The organism is Arenibacter hampyeongensis (assembly GCF_002909255.1).
GTDB lineage: Bacteria > Bacteroidota > Bacteroidia > Flavobacteriales > Flavobacteriaceae > Arenibacter > Arenibacter hampyeongensis.
Window position 1 is genome coordinate 322639 of record NZ_PIOB01000005.1, and the last position, 17988, is coordinate 340626.

The following is a 17988-nucleotide window of genomic DNA, read 5'->3' on the forward strand; positions in this document are numbered from 1 at the left end:
ATCGCAATTATGGCCTATCCGTCTTTTTTATCTGAAATGCCCGAGATATATTAAATCCGAAATGAATATCACCCTTAAAAAAATCACCTCCAGTCTCCGCTACAAAACCCTTTTCTATCATGGAAACAGAATTGGTTAGTATAAGCTGGAAAATATGGCCCCCGGTTTCAATATCTACTCCAAATGCAAGCGAATTTTTAACATTTACAGACTCGAATGAATTTAAATTGTAAAAGTATTCACCATTGAGAGAGACCCGTTTACTAATTTTAACACGCGTACCAAGGCCTATTGAAATAATATCATTTGGGTCTACAGATTCTGGAACGGTATTAAAATGGATAAATGTTGGGGCCAATTGAACCGAAAGGCTGGGGCCGAATTTACGAGCAATCAAAAGCTGTCCTGTATAAGTCAACCGATCACTGAAAGAAGGCTTGTCATCCGGCTCATAATCTTTTATGGTTTTTTGTGTAGCACTTCCAAAAACTGTGATTCCAAAAGGAAATGGGTTTTGTCCGGTTTTTTGCTGTAATAATCTGTATTTCCCATAGACATCGAATGTTTTTTCAAAAGAACTCCTGCCAAATGCCGCAGTAAGTCTGTCGTTAATTGCATATTCAAGACCAAACCTTATATTGGAGTCATCCAATCCAAATAATTGGTCGAACCCTGAGTTAACACGACCAAATCGATGTGAAATCAAAAATTCAAGCACACCTTCTTTTCTGGTTTCCACAGAATGACCATTCAATAACCTAGTACCATTAAAAGTACTAGCAACCAAAAGGGTTGTATCCGATGCCTCTCGGTCTAGAATATCTCCCAAATCCTGGGCAACGCCATTAAAGGCACAAAGTATAAATACTATACATGATAAAGCTTTTTTCATCTCTTCAAATTTATGTATTGTTATTGGCGACATATTATTCGCTAATAAACATCTAGTTTGATATCAATTTTAAGATTGACTCTATTTACATTACTTATATGGTTTATGGCGAAGTTCAAAATTAACTTTAATGGTTTTAGCGATGTTGTTTTCCACTATAGCTGGAATTTTTATGTCAAAGTCTGCAACTTCCACAGAAAAATCACCCTTAAGTATAATCTCATCTTTAATAATTTCGACATTGACCTTTGTACTAATTTCCTTATCACGGCCATGGACATTAAGTGTTCCAACGATTTCCGTTTCCCCCTTTAATTCGTCCAACTCATTGAATTTCATAATTTTCCCCGTAAAAGTTGCTTTAGGATACTTATAGGACTCCACGTAATTTTCATTAAAGTGTTCCTGCATCAATGCTTTTTTGAACATAAATGACCTCATGAGGAGCTGAATGGCAATCTCACCTGTATCACTATCCACAATACTTAAGACCTGATTATTATCCGCTTTTATATCTTCCACTACGGAATGAGAAAAAAATGAAACATAACCATCCTTTGTAAGAAATTTTCCTTGGGCGGATACGCAATTCAAAACTAATAAATTGATAATTATTATATAAATTTCCTTCATATTTTTACTCAACTAAGATACATCTAACCATAATAACATCCAGCAAATATCCTGTACACTTGCCTTTCACCTTTACCACTTGGCCATTTTTTAGTTTTAAAACATTTGTATTTTCCTCTGGCAAAAAATGACACATTACACTTGAGTCCGAATCAGATGATTTTAGCGTTATTACACTATTGCCCTTAATTGTTGATATTTTGTGTATTTGCCCTTGAACCTCAATAATACGCTCTGAATATTTTTTTTCTGCCTCTATACCTTGCTCTTTATATTCCTCAATAAGTTGTTGAGCCGTTAAACTGTAATCGGGCTTCGATTTTTCAATATTGGCATGGGGCTTATTATAATAAATAATAGAAAAAACCAAACCAATAATGACCAATAAGAACAAGCTAAGGATGATGTTAAATCTTTTACCTGACATTCCTTCCAAACTTTAATTATTCAATGCGCCTTGATCTACCCAGCAACCTATGGCAGTTATCTGCTCATTGGTAAGACTTCCGGTTTTTGGCATTCGTCTACTCAAAGTTACTTCTTTGACAAGTTCAGCAATTCCCTTTACACCATTGTATGTTCTTAAATCGGGGGCAAAGGGCTCATTTCCATCACCATTATGACAAGGCATGCAATTATTATCGATCAACGGCCTTATAAAATCATTGTATGAAACTTCGATATCACAATTATTGATGCCACCATCCACGGTTTCTTCCTCATAATTGTATTCGCAAGATGCTAAAATACCTGCCGAGAAGATAACAAAGCTTACTAATAATATTTTTTTCATCTGTTTAATTTAAGTTTTTTTGATAGACCTGTCTACATTTAGGCAAGTGTAATTCACGAATCTGCTTTCTACGAATCATCCAAACTTATCATGGGTTATTTCAAATGGTATAACCACCCCTAAGAAAAAAATTGGCTTACATTATGGTGCAAGGGCTGTATTTACGTTAGCGATAGGCCATACCCCCGCAGAAGGAAAACTTACACCTTTATTATCACCACGTTCACTGTCCTGCCCAAAGTAATACAAAGGCCATCCTTTGTAAGTGATCTGTGTTCTTCCATATACGTCAATCGAACCAAAGTCAGACGCTTCCAAAATACTTGGGATACTGGCCAAATCTATTTCCGCTATGGGCCAGACCGAATCGTTGGAAAAATCGGGATTTGTAAAACTATTGGTATCCTTGGTATCATTGATAAAAATGTATAGGGTATTGCCGTTGGTATCGGTTATGTACGAGGTAAGTCCGTCCCCTTCCGAATAGTCATCCAAATAATTCTTCCCGTCATGCCCGATTAATTGAGCACGGCCGTACATTAAGGAATAGTCCGGCTTTGCAACATACCAGACATTATTGAAGGCATCCCCATTGGTGTCACCAGCTTCAGCATCACTGGAGTAATAATATAACGGCCATCCTTTGTAAGTAGTTTGTTTTGAACCGTCCGTGCGATCAATGGTAGCAAAATCCATCTCATCCAATCCGGTATCCAGTGTAAGACCCTCCACATAAAAGATAGGCCACACATCCAAACATCCCCCCAGACAAACTGAAGTGTCCTGTGTATCCCTTGAAAAGAAATAAAGTGTTGCACCATTGGAATCGGTCAATATTTTACCAAAGGAGGCATTTTCGGCTATTTTTACAGTATTTTCAACAGGTTGTGGTTCCGGGGCCATTGGAGTATCAACATTGGCAATTGGCCAAATGCCAGGGGATGGAAAACTTATTCCCTTATTGTCCCCACGTCCAGTATCCTGACCAAAGTAGTACAATGGCCATCCTTTATAGGTAATCTGAGTTTTTCCAAATACGTCGATCGAACCGAAATCGGACTTTTCCAAAATACTGGGAACATTCTCCATCGAAATTTCCGCGACGGGCCAGACTGCATCATTAGAAAAATCGGGATTTGTGAAACTATTGGTGTCCTTGGAATCGTTTATAAAGATATATAATGTTCTTCCTTTAATATCGGTAAGGTAAAAGGTATTCCCATCACCTTCTGTATAATCATCCAGATAATTTTTCCCATCATGCCCAACCAGTTGTGACTGTACGTACATGAGGGAATAATCTGGTTTGGCAACGAACCATACATTGTTAAATGCGTCTCCTTTAGTCTCGCCCACATTACCATCTCCTGAATAAAAGTAAAGAGGCCATCCTTTATAAGTTGTTTGCTTTGCCCCGTCAACACGAGTAATGGTTGCAAAATCCGACAAATTCAAACCAGCATCTACCGTTATTTTTTCTGAATAGAAAACTGGCCAAACTCCCAAGCAGCCACCAGAACATTCCGAGGTTTCTTTGGTGTCCCTGGAAAAAAAGTAAAGGGTAGCACCATTGGAATCCGTCAATATTTTACCAAATGAAGCGTTATTGGCCAATTTTACAGTATTTACAATTGGTTCCGGCTCATTTGGATCAGTGTCTCCATCATCATTATTACTGCATCCAATATACATTAAGCTAATGATGAACCATAAGAAATGCATTTTTTTCATAATTTGTGATGTGTTAAGATTAATTTAGATCTAAATTAACCTTACTGCCCCTACAATTTCAAATAAAACTGTGTGAAGGGGGAAAAATTGAGTTTGAAACGGAAAAATTAACTCTAAAAGTTCGCCCTACTTTTGAAAAAAGACAATCTTCATTTATTTACGTTACTTGCCATTTCACTTATAGTGTTCATAATAGGTTATTTTGCTATGGCCTATATGCTTAGGGAAAGTGCCAGCCAAATTCTTGCTGTTCAGATTGAATCCAGTAAACGCGAAGCAAAGGAATTGGCAGGACTGATTTCATCACAATTGGATAATGGGATTGAGCGGCAAACTGTGATAAATAATTTCCAAAGAATTATTGAAGGAACCAATCTGGAAACCGGTTTTGTATGTATGTTGGACTGGTCAGGCGTAGAAATTTGTCATCCAGATCCACAAAAAATAGGTAAAAAAAATAATCCAGATGTATCTTATACTAGAGCTTTGGACAGTGAAATAAATCCAGGTGAATTTTACGATCTTATTAGCAATAAAAAACAAAATAATCAAAAGTGGGACACTTCAATTGGAAATTTTAATTCTGAAATTATTTATCTGTTTCCAGTAAAAAATTCTGATTGGATATTGGCGGCACATGCTAATCTGGATAAAATTGAGGAACAACTAGAAGGTCTTAGGCTAAATTTTTTACTGATTTATTTACTTTCTAGTTCTGTAATGTCCTTGTTAGCTTTGCTTATGGTTCGCTTTTTAGGAAGTTATTATGAAAAGGCATTGGAATTGAAAAATGAAAAATTGGCAGAAGAGGTATTAAGTCTTTCAAAATTGAATTCAGATCTGTATCATCTAAAAAATCAACTGAACAAAACAGACGTAAAAGACGATAAAAATATTGATGGCGAGGATAATGGCAAAATAAAGAACCGTTTGCTAACCTACTCTAAAGACAAACTCATTTCGGTAAGAGTTGATGAAATTGCTTTCATTAATACTGAGAATTCATTAACCACAATAACCTGCTTGGATGGTCAAAAACATTCAAGCAATTCTAGTTTAGATGAATTGATGGGCAGTTTGGATCCTTTGTATTTTTTTAGGGCCAATAGGCAATTTATAATTTCGGTAAAGGGAATTTATGAAATCTTTAGATATGGCAACAATCAGCTTAAGATAAAATTAAACCCTGCATCCAGCAAGACTATTGTTATAAGTAAGAATAAGGTTTCTGAATTTAAAAAATGGCTTAACTACTGATTTAATTTGTAGCGAGTATTGTTATTTTCGTATTAATTTTTCCTATTTCCTTTTTTAGAATATTTATTTAGGTCTTTTTAATTCCAAGAAAATCCTTAATTATAATTGCAAATAGAGATTTCTACAACTTTAATTCTTTATTTGGAAATTATTGCAAGAATTGTTTTTTTACTTCTTGGACACACGCACTTTTAGTCGTAAAAGACGTTATTCAGTTAATTTGAAAAGGTATATGATTATTGTACCAATGAGTGAAACTATACCTTTGTTCTAATTCAAAAGTAAACCCTCATAAACACATTTGGAGTAATACCCAATGAATTCTGTTCAACTTCTTCCGTGGTTCCGAGTGCCTTTATCCTATAAAAAGTATTGATGGTATTTTCATTATCCAATAGGTTCAAAATGGACACTCCGAAGTTAACCTTGTTAGTGCCTTTCAATATAAATCGATAAAGGGCTGATACATCAACACGCATGTAATCCTCAAGTCTTTCTTCATTTACAGGTCCGTAGTTGATAACGCCACCTATAATTTCATCACTTGGAACAGGTCTGGTTATGGGTTTGCCAGTGCGCAAATTCAAACCTGCGGAAAATAGAAAATGTGAAGAGGAGTAAGTAGATCCTAAAGTGATACTATTTACGACTTCCAAATTATTCGGAAAGCTGGTATCCGATAATGTCTCGAACGTATAATCGCTTGAAAGATAGGAATAGCTTAGCCAGGTATTGACGTTTTTGAATTGCTTCCTGATCAATACATCCATACCAGTGGCATCATAGCTTCCTTTGGCCGCCTCAAACTCATATTGATTCTGAAAGCCTTGACTTGCTGTTGTTATGCCATTCACATTTTTAAAATATCCTACCAAATTTATGAGCCATCCGTTGTCGCCATAACTCAATCCAGCGGATAGTTGCTTGCTTGTAATAACAGGAATATCGATATCATTCGACAATCGCCACCTACGCTTTTCGATGCCCAGAAAATCATTTTGAAAATTAATGATCTGTGAAATGTTCTGATGTTTGAACTCCCCCAGTATCTCAAGGTTGAACGAATTCAAAAAACGTTGGTTAAAACTAAGGCGAGGCTCCACTAAATGCTTATTAAACTTGTCTAGATAGTTGTAACGTACTCCGGCATTGAACGTGGTCATTCTGTCATTCGAAATATAACCCAGTTGTGAAAACCCGGCATGTGTTCGAAGTACTTCACCTTCCAACCTTATAAAACGAGGATCATCGATATCATCAAGGTTTGTCACTTTTGTTTCTACATACTGATAGCCTCCCTTTATCAGCCATTGTTCGGAAAGTTGGTACAAACCTTCTAATTTCGCACTTGTTTCCGAAACCGAATTTTTTTGTAAAAATCGTTGATCATCTAAAATATTGGCATTGATGGCTTTTAAAGTATAATCCGTTTCATAGATATGTAAACTGGTGCTTAAGCGGTCGCTCCATAAGCGATGGTATCGCAACCCACCTGCGATGCTGTTTTGGGCCACACTGCTCCTCCTTGATTCTTCAATGCTGCCTATGGTGGCATTTTCCTTGAAGACCAGTTCATTATTGGCATTGATGAAGTTCACTTGTATCTCATCTTTCTCTGAAGGTTTATACAACCAGCGTAATGAGTGGTCATAAAAATCAAATTCAAAATCGGAATTGACCACTTCGCCAGCATTTGATTCTACCTCGGTATCTTGTGAAATTCGGTCGAAATAAGCAGTATAGGTCGGCGATTCTACAAAGTTGCTTATGGCCTTTCTTGCGGCCACCTGAATAGAAGATTTTTGGCCCAAAGGCACATCGGCAAATGCATTGGCGTCTATAAAGTTGAGCGCCACATTACCTTGAAATTTTGTAGTGATTTCGGTATCGGTTTCCATAGTAATGGTGCCTGAAACCCCATCGGTATAACTCACAGGTGTTCCGTTTTTTCGTAATTTGACCTTTTGTGTTATCTGTGGATTATACATGGAGATAAGCCCAAAAAAATGGCCCGATTGATACATTTTTATCCCATCCCAAAGGATTAGGTTCTGATCGTTGGTACCGCCCCTAATATTGATGTCTGATACCGTTTCATTGATGCTTTGAATTCCCGGAAAGGCCTGAACGGATTGTAGCACATCGGTCTCGATAAGCCCAGGTAGAATACTGAATCTATCAAAGTCTATTTTAAAGGAACCGTCGTTCAGCTTGTCGATACCCCTTATTAAAAAATCGGATAGGACAACTTCAGCCAACTGTTGTTCATCAGGCACTAAATAGATTGTGCCGCAAGTATATTCCTTAAAATATTGATAGCTTCGGTCTATCGTCTTATAACCAATATGTCGGATGTTGATGACATCATTTTTAGTGTTTGGTTTTAGTTCAAAGTATCCGTTTTCATCGGTAATCGTTGAATTTTTGCTTCCTTGGACAGTGGTGTTGGCAAGCGGTTCTTGGGTGTTTTTGTCCTTTAGATACCCGCAAAGTTGTAGATCAGGCTTTTTGACGGAAATGATTTTATCATCAAGAACAGCGAAAACAAGCCTTGTTCTTTCATGTAAATAATGTAGAGACTCATTAAAAGACAGCTCTTTAGAGGGCGGAACTGTGTATGTTTTATCTACGGTTTCAGATGCATAATTGAACTGATAGCCAAAACGGGCTTGTAATTCATTTAAAACCTCAATGAGTGGCTTGGCCAAAGGTATATCTTGTGCAGATATTACGGCCAAATTACAGAAGAAAAGTATGATTATATGTAAATGGATGCGTTTCACTAGAGCAATATCCTTTGGTTGTAATTTTTTTGGTTTATGTTTTATTCAGAATGAACCTAAATTTACGCGGACTTTTTAATACAGTCAAAAAAAGTAATACGAATGGCATAATGATAGGGTTTAAGAGGAAAAATCATCCCTGAACATGTGGCGGAAGCACGTGACTTAGAGAATAAAAAGATTGAATTATTTGTCCGATATATATATAGTAACCGAGGCGCCCGTCTCAATACGAAACTCTAAATCCAATGGCTCGCTGATAGATTTTAAGGCATTTTCCAGGCTATTGTGTACAAACCCACCCGTGAAAAGACGATCTTCACCTACATTTTCCATTTGAACTTTCACATCATATTGTCGCTCTAGTTCTGCAATGACCTCTGTTAAAGGTACCCGCTCGAAGCTACTGACATTCTTGGTCCATTGCGGATTTTGATATATGGTTTTGCCCAGGGTAAGTGTATCTCGGTAATATCGATAGCGGTCCCCTGTCCTGAGCTGCTCCGACGAATTAGCCGATGTAACCTTTACAATACCCTCAAAGCACTCGACCTCGAAATAGTTGCCACGTTGCTTTACATTGAACTGGGTTCCTACAACGCTGACGACTCCTTCAGTGGTAACCACATCGAACTTGGCACCTTTGGCAACTTTGAAAAATGCCTCACCTCGTAACTTCACTTCTCTTTTTTCATGCCATTCATTCTTGGAATAACTTAGTTCAGAAAAGGCGTTTACCACCACGGTAGAAGCATCTGGTAATTCTATGGTGGTTTTTTCACCAGCAAGGGTCTGCACCTCAATATCCCTATTAAAGAGGAATAAATAGGAAATTGCCAGGCCTACAACAAAAACACTAGCAATTCGCAGAAAGGGTCGTACCCAATTCAATTTTCTAACAGGTGCGCTATTTTTTTCAAGACGTGTACTGAAGGTTTCGAAATCATCCATAACAGAAAACTCGGAGGCCTTGAAATATTTTGAGTTTTCGACAATCCCCGTGAGTTGCGAATAGTCCTCCAATTGCTTGAACGCCTCCATTTCCTGATCGGAAAGCTCGTCAGTCAACCATTTTTGTATCAAATATTCCTTATCCATAATTCGGGCTTCTTATTCTATAACAACTAAGGTTTCTTTTTTCCTGATTATTTTAACTTAAAGTTTTCCAATTCCTTTTTTAGGATGCTAAAAGCCGTATAAATGCGATACTCAACAACCTTTCGGGTAACTCCTAACATTTCGGCGATTTCTTCGTGCTTCTTGCCTTCCGCCTTATTGAGCATAAAAGCCACCCGTTGTTCCTGCGAAAGATTTTCAAGAGCCTTTTGATATTTTTGAAAATACTCCTCTTTTTCCATGAGAAATTCAGGAGTTTCATTACTATATTGAGCCGGTTGTATTTTTTGATATTGTAAGACTATCTTCTGATGTTTGACCTCATTGAGCATCATATTATTGGCTACCGTGTATAGATAAGATTTTGCTTTTCCCAAAGTGACCTTTTTGCAATTTTCCCAAAGTTTTATAAAAGCTTCTTGTGCCTTATCGGCAGGATTCAAACGTGTGCCATATTTATAGTACAAGTAGTCGTGTAGATTTTTTGAATATTTGTTATAAATGCCGGAAAAGATTTGTTGTTGGCAAATATCCTCATGTAATTCTTTTGACAAGATTTTGAAATTTAGTGCAGATAAATGTATTAAAAAAAAATTCGAAAAATATTCAGGAGTTTCCAGGAGTTAATTGTTTTAGTATCGAATCCCGTTGATAGAATAATTCATTTAACATGCAAGAGTCCCTAAAATTAATAGCTTTCATACTTTCTTTAGTCTTGATGAACCTCAGTTGTAGACAAGAAGAATTTCTATATGAACCACCTCTAGACCAACCGAACTTGGGTAATTCCATGGTTGCGGATTTACTTGAACGTATAGCTTTGAAAGATGGTTCGGGCGATAATATTGTTGACAGATCGAATTGTTTTACGGTTCAATTACCTGTTACGGTAAATGTCAATGGTTCTGATTTACAAGTCGATTCCGAAAATGATTTTGCCAACATAGAGGCCATTTTCGATACATCAGACGATGATACCGATGTGCTCGAAATCCAATTCCCCATTACAATCATCTTGAGCGATTTTTCGGAAGTTGCTATTGTGGACCAAACGGCATTTGATAATTATTCATCCAATTGTAACGGAGAGAATGTTCCAGATGATGATATCGAGTGCTTGGATGTTGAATATCCGATTACTGCATCAATTTTCAATCAAACCACAGAGGTTTTTGACCATTTATCCATTACTAGCGATTTGCAACTCTATAACTTTATTGATGACCTGAGGCCTGATGACGTTGTTAACATGGCCTTTCCTATAAATGTCATCCTAGCAGATGGTAGGGTGATTAGCATAGGTAATCTAATTGCTTTGGAACAAGTCATAGATGACGCAAAGGATAACTGTGACGAGGATGATGATTACGACTTTAACGATGACGACTGCGACAATTGCACTACGAACCAGCTTGCTGATCTATTAACAGGTTGCAGCGATTGGACGGTGGATAAGCTTGAACGCAACGATCAAGACCTAGAAGACAATTATGCGGCATATCAATTCAATTTCGCCGCAGATGGAACATTGACTGCAGCAGACAATAGTAATTCCTTTTCAGGTACTTGGGAAAGTGCTGGAACTGGCAGCAGTATTGCCTTTACCATTAATATTCCAAATCTAAGTGACTTTAATGCCATATGGAACCTTCATGAAATAGAACAAAACGGTGGCGAGAACAAAGTTGACCTTCGATTGGGAGATGACCGTTTGCGTTTCGAGAGCAATTGTACCGATAATGCGGGCAACGGAAACGGAAATACTGGAACGCTTGCAACCATTTTGGACGATGGTCTTTGGGTAGTAGGCTCTTATACCGAAGACGCCGATGATCAAACGAGTAATTACAACGGTTATACCTTCAACTTTAACAGTGACGGTACTGTGGAAGCTGATAATGGGACTACTACGAATGGAACGTGGGCACCACAAAATTCAGATAGCGAACTCGTCTTGAATTTTGGAGTCATGGCACCATTGGATGAATTCGACGATACCTAGGATGTGATTTCCGTGGCTGACACCCAAGTTGAGCTACGCGACATTAGCGGCGGTAACGGTGGAACAGATAAATTAATCCTTAAAAAACAATAGAATAATAACCTTTAAAATAATTATTATGAAAAAGAACATATTTATTTACGGACTATTATTGGTGTCGGTACTTTTTACTGGATGTACCAAAGATGCTGATGATAACAACAATTTTGCTCAGCTACGGGCTGATATTGAAACGATAACCAACAATGTTACTGTAGGTTCATGGACCATAACCAACTTTATCGATTCAGGCAAAAATGAGACTGGTAATTTCACAGGCTATGGATTTTCGTTCAATTCAGATGGAAGCTTGGTAGCGGAGAACGGGAGCAATACCGAAACGGGTACTTGGTCAATTAACATCGACAGTAACACTAATGATGATTCAAACAATGATAATTCGACTGACGATAGTTCAAGCGACGACAACTCGAACGATGACTGCAACAATTGCAGTGTTTCGCAATTGACAGATGTGTTAACTGCATGTTCCGACTGGTATGTTGATAAACTAGAGGTGAATGACAATGATTTGGAGGATAATTTGAGTGGATACAGTTTTAATTTTTCTTCGGATGGAAGTATTGGCGTGTCTTCTAACGGAAATACCTACACGGGTTTGTGGACGGCATCAGGAAGCGGTAATTCTATTCAGGTTGTACTGACGATTTCAGATTTGAGTGATTTAGAGGCTACTTGGACCCTTCATGAAATTGAATTGGAGAATGGCGAATCTAAGGTGGATCTACGTGTCGGTGGTGATGACCGTCTACGCTTTAAGAACAATTGTACCATCGGAAATTTTTCAGGGGGTTCTTCCTCCGGCGAAATCGATTTTAATATTTTCTTTGCCTCTCCCGCAGACTTTGCCGAACTTTCGGAAGATTGGGATATCATTTCGCACTCATCAACAAAAATAGAACTCAAGCATGTGAGTGGTGGTAATGGTGGTACTGACCTGTTGACCTTAGAAAAGAACTAGACCTGCCTAGTGGCAAACCAAGATAAGTAGGGTAATCCTTCCTTTTAGTGCCAGTATTGAAACCATCCAGTTTCTTTTATAAAAGTTTCCAGCTAAAAAAAGGAAGGTTTTTGATGAACTGCCTCAAGGCAAATTGAGGCAGTTTTATTCATTGAGATGGGTTAGTGCCCTGCATTTTTTTTTAAATCAATTAATAAATCATCCAATTCTTGCCTCGAAAATAAGTTTCCTTGTCTTACCAACATGAAAATATCGCTGGTCGCTTCTATGTTCATAATTGGATTCGAGTTCAATAGTAACAAATCCGCTTGCTTTCCAGGTGCGATGGATCCGTATCTATCCAAAATTCCAAAAAATTTTGGTCCGTTTATAACAGATGTTTGTAGGGCTTCCAAAGGACTTAATCCACCATCAACATATATTTTTAACTCTTCGTGTAACGCAAAACCGGGGTAAATATAGGAGTTCAAAAACCCGGCATCGGTCCCGGCAATGATATCCATTCCCGAAGATTTGATGATTGGAATCAAGGACACCAATTTGTTATATCGTTTCTTTCTTTCTTCAATTTCTTTTTCATTGGCTTTATTGGCTCTTTGTACCCTCCAATCATAGGTTTTTATCAGCCCCTTTCCCAAATATTTTAACTGTTCATCTCCTTTGTGGTCGTCCTTGTCCAAATAAGAGATAATCCGATTTCCGATTAATGTTGGCACAACGGCGGTTTTATTATTCTTGAGTTCTTCATAAACAGAAAGCGCATATTGGTCATCGAAGGAATCGTACAGTTCTCGATTAGCCGATGCATAGTCCAACTCCTTTGCGACGACCTTTTTTATAATGGAAGTTTCTTCTGGAGAACCCGCTTTCAGTAAATACGACATGTGTTCTACAGTACTCATTCCATGTTTGGCAAGATCCGTTGCCTTTAGGCTAAATGGAATATGGGCAGATACTTTGAATCCACGTTGGTGCGCCTTTTTTACAGCGGTCTCGAAAAGTTCGGGCGAAAGGGCATTATCTGTGATCTTTACAAAATCAGCTCTTACTTTTTCTAGAGAATCCAAGGCAAGTTCAAGTTCGGTCTCATCGGCAACCTCTTGATCACCAGGCCAAATGGAATTGATTCCTTCTATTTTCGGTCCGGATGAAAAAATATTGGGTCCCAGAAGTACGCCCTTTTCGATTTCAGCTTTCCATTCAAAAACGGAAGGACTAATATCAGCGGAACAATCTCGAACAGTCGTTACCCCATTGGCAATATAAAGTGGCAGCAAGTTCTTATTTTCAGAAATCAAAGTGTCTCCGCCTCCAAAATGTACGTGCATATCCCAAAGACCCGGGATAACAAATTTGCCCCTGCCATCTATTTTCTTCTTAGTAGTCCAGGTTTTAGCACTAGCGTCATCCATGATGTTTGCAATAGAATCCGCAATTATGGCGATACTCTGATTTTCCTTCAAGTTTCCTGAATAGGTATCAACAATAGTTGCGTATTGAATGACAAGATCGTAGTTGACTTTTTTTCTTGAATTGCAGGAAATAAGGAACGAGACAAACAGCCCCGATAATAAGTAGGTAGTATATTTCATTTTGTTCATTTATAGCGAAATTAACTAATTTGCCAAGATAGGACAGGTCAACGTTGGAAATTTCAAAAGTAATGTTACCTAGCTATTTGGCATAATATGTATAAGCACACCTCCTAGGTTAGAAAATTTGGTTATCAAGGTATCTTTGAGTTTATGCGCAATATCGTAGCCTTCTTTTACCGAAATATCAGCATTGACAATTGCATGCAAATCGACTTGGTACTTTGACCCATTATTATCAAATTCTATAATCAATTATTTCGAAAAATTAATGATTGCATCTAAAGCTTCGTCTGCATTTTTGTGAATAAAATTACCTTGATAGCCAATTGTTGTGCTCAGATGAGTATGTCTATATAATTTTTGAAGCATTTGCGGTGAAACCTTATCGCCAGCAATGTTACCAAAACTGTGTCTAGCAATGTGATTGGTGATTTTCTTATCTATTTCAGCAAGTCCTGCAATTGTTTTTAAATTGGCATTGTGCCTTTTTATGGAAGATTTAATTCTAGTGTATATAGACTTCGAATCCTTAATTGGTAAATTACTTAAATCTGGAAATATATAATCCGATTTAAGTCTTTTGTCAATACTATAGTAGTCGAGAATTTCTATCACGGGATTTGGTAGTTTTAAGGAATCTGCCTTATCATTTTTACTCATTTTGTAATATAATCGATCTCCAATAATGTCCTTCCATTCCATCCTTAAAACGTCTGAAATTCTTATTCCTGCAAGATAGAATGAAAATAGGAATACATTTCTAGTGTGCCATATGGAGGTACCAATATCTAAATCCAGTTCTTCTATTTTACGAATCTCGTTTTCATCTAAACCTATTTTAATGGTCTGCGGGTATTTTATTTTTATTTTGTCTTTCCCGAATGGATAAAATTGTCGATCCACTATCTTTTTACTTACTGCAATGTTGAAAAGTAATCGTATCATCACCAACACGTTCATTGTAGAACGCTCCGATAAGCCGGCAGTATTGCGAAGATAAATTTTCATTTTTTTGAGAAGATGTTCATCTATTTCTTCAAATGTCAGGTTTCGATTTTTAACAAATTTCTTTATACTGTTAATTTTACTCCTATCGGATATTGCTCTGTTGTGTTTGTTGGCATTGATCAAATCTTCAATATGCTCGTCGGCAAGTTCAAAAAAAGTCAGTTTTTTGGTATTCTTTCTTATTGCATCTATTATCCCTTTAGCGGTATAATTCTGTCTTGAAGCTTCCAGATCAAAAATGATATCTTCAATTTCATCGTATTTCTTCCTAATAAGCCTATTTAACTGTTTGTATTTTGGATGTGAGGTTTTGACTTTTTCACCACGTTCATCCCAAAACTCCGGTTTTAGTTTCTGGCCAAGATGGTAATAACTCCGTTTTCGATTTACGGTGAGGCGCAGAGCTAAGCGAAAATCTTTCTTACCTGTTGTGTCGGTTTTAGTGTGTAAAACTGTTTTTAGAGTTGCCATAATCCGAAAAGTTTTTATAAAGATAAACAATCGGGGTAACACATGGGTAACACATTTTATGATATCATATGGATACAATTGATATCCAATGAAATTGTAAATATTTTATAATCAGATATTTAATTTCTTTTGTTATCTTATGTTTGACTAAAAAGTTAGGCTTAGGATCTAGTGCCGTGAGGTGTGAGAGTTCGAGTCTCTCCGCCTGTACTGAGTAAAAAGCTCTTCAGAAATGAGGAGCTTTTTTTGTGGTCGATGGTTTTGAAACGGGAGAGACGAGAAGCCTGTCCCGCCATGAGCGGGAAGTCTCGGAGTTTATCCTGAGCGCAGCCGAAGGGCCTGTACTGAGTAAAAAGCTCTTCAGAAATGAGGAGCTTTTTTTGTGGTCGATGGTTTTGAAACGGGAGAGACAAGAAGCCTGTCCCGCCACGGGCGGGAAGTCTCGGAGTTTATCCTGAGCGCAGCCGAATGGCCTGTACTTAGTGAAAAGCTCTTCAGAAATGAGGGGCTTTTTTTGTGGTCGATAGTTTTGAAATAGTAGAGGCCAGAAGCCTGTCCCGCCATGGGCTGGAAGTCTCGGAGATTATCTGAGCATTTGAACGGATCAATCTTAAAAGTTGCGCCTGCAAACATAATAGTAAGATTAAACTATCTCAAAGATCGTTTTCTGTTCATTTTTTTGCATGGCCCAAAAAACGCTAGGTTGATTTTAAACTTCTTATTAATTAAGCATGTATATTAGACTTCAACAATACAATACTGTTTCTTATTTTTGTTGTTAACCTAACATGCCTTCCTATGAAAGTCCGTGAACGTTTTATTCTTATCTCAACCATAATTGTCATCGCCATCATTTGCATGTCTCTTTTCTGGCCTCGTATTTTATGGAGTTTCATATTGGTAGGGCCTTTGGTATTGATGGGTGTTTTTGACATCTTTCAAAAACGCCATACCATAAGGCGTAACTTCCCGTTGATCGGTAGGTTTCGGTATGTATTGGAATCCATACGGCCAGAGATCATGCAATATTTCGTGGAGACCGATACCGAAGGAAGGCCCTTGAACCGTATTTTAAGGTCGGTGATCTACCGAAGGGCGAAGGGCGAGACAGATACCGAACCTTTTGGTACACAGATGGATCTGTACCACTCGGGATATGAATGGATGGAACATTCGATGTACGCAAAGCACAATCCAAAGGATATTGGGGAGTTTCCCAGGTTGCTGATCGGAGGCAAGGATTGTAAACAACCCTACTCTTCAAGCCTGTTGAATATTTCGGCCATGAGTTTCGGTTCTTTGAGCAACAATGCCATTATGGCCCTAAATAAGGGTGCCGAAATGGGGAATTTTGCTCACAATACTGGCGAAGGGGGAATCAGCGATCATCATCTGAAATACGGTGGCGACCTTATTTGGCAAATTGGTACCGGGTATTTCGGCTGTAGAAATGACGATGGCACTTTTAATGAAAGAACGTTTCGTGAAAATGCCCTACGACCCTCGGTAAAAATGATAGAGATTAAACTGTCGCAAGGGGCGAAACCCGGTCACGGGGGAATTTTGCCTGCCATAAAGAATACAGAGGAAATCGCCAAGATCAGGCATATAAAACCTGGTATTGCCGTTCATTCCCCTCCGTCGCATTCGGCTTTTTCCGACCCTATTCAATTCATGTATTTTATTAAAAAACTGCGCGACCTGTCCGATGGAAAACCGGTCGGGTTTAAATTGTGCATAGGTAGGAAACAGGAATTCATGGATTTCTGCGAGGCCATGATCTTTACAGGCATAACTCCAGATTTTATTACTGTTGATGGGGGAGAAGGTGGCACTGGTGCCGCCCCTGTAGAATTTTCGAATACAATGGGAATGCCCTTGCGTGAAGGGTTGATTTTTGTACACGATACCTTGGTAGGTTTCGGATTGAAAAAAGATATAAAAGTAATCGTGGCAGGAAAGATCATAACCGGATTTCATATGGCACGGGCATTGGCACTGGGAGCCGATGGTTGCAACAGTGCCCGTGCCATGATGTTGTCCATCGGGTGTATCCAGGCCTTGCAATGCAACATGAATACTTGCCCTACAGGGATTGCCACACAGAACAGGTCGCTTGTTAAAGGGCTAGTGGTGGATGACAAAGCGCCAAGGGCGAAAAATTATCATGAAGCCACTATTCATAGTTTTCTGGAATTGATTGCAGCAGCAGGATTGGATGGTCCAGCGGATTTAAGGCGCGAACATATTAGCAAGAGGGTGGGGATGTACATTGTGAAGACCTATGATGAAATTTACCCTTATATGGAGGAAGGTTGCCTATTGGATATTGCGGACATTCCCAAAAACTATCAAAGATATTTTCAATTGACAAGGATAATGAAGTAATGCGTCTTGTAAGTTAACCTATATATGTCCAGCCTTATAAAAACTGTTTAGCCGTTTAATATTTTTAAATGTGTTATAGGCTGGTCATGTTTTATTCAGCCGCAGTTACTCTACTATCAACACTAAGGTAAATTATCAAGCAACTTTTAAGCACATCCTAACAGATGATACCTTGGAAATCTCCTGAAAATGGTCTGGATTTTATGCCTTGGAGCCTGGTAGATACCACTTTGGCAGAAATATTAAGATTATGCGGGATAAAAAATATAACTTTCCGGATAAGATGACATGGAATTAT

15 protein-coding genes are annotated in these 17988 nt (G+C 38.1%); 4 read left to right on the forward strand and 11 right to left on the reverse strand.

What is annotated here, in order from left to right; genetic code table 11:
* Window positions 1-7 precede the first annotated feature (7 nt).
* The 5 genes from CWD91_RS14525 to CWD91_RS14545 all read right to left on the reverse strand — a co-directional run bounded on the left by CWD91_RS14525 (window position 8) and on the right by CWD91_RS14545 (window position 4049).
* Window positions 8-892, reverse strand: coding sequence for a DUF5777 family beta-barrel protein (locus CWD91_RS14525; RefSeq protein ID WP_103441678.1), 885 nt, complete (start codon window positions 890-892; stop codon window positions 8-10).
* Between the two features lie 90 nt (window positions 893-982).
* Entirely contained in the window at window positions 983-1486 is a 504-nt protein-coding gene (locus tag CWD91_RS14530; RefSeq protein ID WP_239985795.1) for a YceI family protein, read from the reverse strand.
* 43 nt (window positions 1487-1529) lie between these two features.
* Window positions 1530-1952, reverse strand: coding sequence for an OB-fold protein (locus CWD91_RS14535; protein WP_103441680.1), 423 nt, complete (start codon window positions 1950-1952; stop codon window positions 1530-1532).
* Window positions 1953-1964: 12 nt separating this feature from the next.
* A complete protein-coding gene (locus CWD91_RS14540) occupies window positions 1965-2318 on the reverse strand; it encodes a c-type cytochrome (RefSeq protein WP_103441681.1) in 354 nt (117 codons plus the stop codon).
* Window positions 2319-2459: 141 nt separating this feature from the next.
* Window positions 2460-4049: a hypothetical protein gene (locus tag CWD91_RS14545; protein WP_103441682.1), complete on the reverse strand. Its 1590-nt coding sequence runs from the start codon at window positions 4047-4049 to the stop codon at window positions 2460-2462.
* A 132-nt stretch (window positions 4050-4181) separates the two neighbouring features.
* On the opposite strand from CWD91_RS14545, the gene CWD91_RS14550 reads away from it, so the two are divergent.
* A complete protein-coding gene (locus CWD91_RS14550; protein WP_157943800.1) occupies window positions 4182-5306 on the forward strand; it encodes a LytTR family transcriptional regulator DNA-binding domain-containing protein in 1125 nt (374 codons plus the stop codon).
* A 275-nt stretch (window positions 5307-5581) separates the two neighbouring features.
* Here CWD91_RS14550 and CWD91_RS14555 read toward each other — a convergent pair whose 3' ends face one another.
* The 3 genes from CWD91_RS14555 to CWD91_RS14565 all read right to left on the reverse strand — a co-directional run bounded on the left by CWD91_RS14555 (window position 5582) and on the right by CWD91_RS14565 (window position 9759).
* Window positions 5582-8089 carry a TonB-dependent receptor gene (locus tag CWD91_RS14555; protein ID WP_157943802.1) on the reverse strand — a complete coding sequence of 836 codons (2508 nt, stop codon included), beginning with the start codon at window positions 8087-8089 and terminating at the stop codon, window positions 5582-5584.
* Between the two features lie 186 nt (window positions 8090-8275).
* Window positions 8276-9187, reverse strand: coding sequence for a FecR family protein (locus tag CWD91_RS14560; protein ID WP_103441685.1), 912 nt, complete (start codon window positions 9185-9187; stop codon window positions 8276-8278).
* A gap of 47 nt (window positions 9188-9234) precedes the next feature.
* On the reverse strand, window positions 9235-9759 hold the full coding sequence (locus CWD91_RS14565; RefSeq protein ID WP_103441686.1) for an RNA polymerase sigma factor: 525 nt from the start codon (window positions 9757-9759) through the stop codon (window positions 9235-9237).
* A gap of 116 nt (window positions 9760-9875) precedes the next feature.
* Between CWD91_RS14565 and CWD91_RS14570 the strand changes: the two genes are divergently transcribed.
* Window positions 9876-11207 carry a hypothetical protein gene (locus tag CWD91_RS14570; RefSeq protein WP_192877678.1) on the forward strand — a complete coding sequence of 444 codons (1332 nt, stop codon included), beginning with the start codon at window positions 9876-9878 and terminating at the stop codon, window positions 11205-11207.
* A 118-nt stretch (window positions 11208-11325) separates the two neighbouring features.
* Window positions 11326-12228, forward strand: coding sequence for a hypothetical protein (locus CWD91_RS14575; protein ID WP_103441687.1), 903 nt, complete (start codon window positions 11326-11328; stop codon window positions 12226-12228).
* A 161-nt stretch (window positions 12229-12389) separates the two neighbouring features.
* Here CWD91_RS14575 and CWD91_RS14580 read toward each other — a convergent pair whose 3' ends face one another.
* The 3 genes from CWD91_RS14580 to CWD91_RS14590 form a co-directional block, all read right to left on the reverse strand.
* The gene (locus tag CWD91_RS14580; RefSeq protein ID WP_103441688.1) at window positions 12390-13829 is read right to left on the reverse strand and encodes an amidohydrolase family protein; all 1440 of its coding nucleotides are present in this window, start codon (window positions 13827-13829) and stop codon (window positions 12390-12392) included.
* A 69-nt stretch (window positions 13830-13898) separates the two neighbouring features.
* Entirely contained in the window at window positions 13899-14075 is a 177-nt protein-coding gene (locus CWD91_RS14585; protein ID WP_103441689.1) for a cation transporter dimerization domain-containing protein, read from the reverse strand.
* The gene (locus CWD91_RS14590) at window positions 14076-15302 is read right to left on the reverse strand and encodes a site-specific integrase (RefSeq protein WP_103441690.1); all 1227 of its coding nucleotides are present in this window, start codon (window positions 15300-15302) and stop codon (window positions 14076-14078) included. It abuts the gene before it with no gap.
* A 798-nt stretch (window positions 15303-16100) separates the two neighbouring features.
* Between CWD91_RS14590 and CWD91_RS14595 the strand changes: the two genes are divergently transcribed.
* Window positions 16101-17690 (forward strand): FMN-binding glutamate synthase family protein, encoded by a 1590-nt coding sequence (locus tag CWD91_RS14595; protein WP_103441691.1) that lies wholly within the window; start codon window positions 16101-16103, stop codon window positions 17688-17690.
* The last annotated feature ends 298 nt before the right edge of the window (window positions 17691-17988 follow it).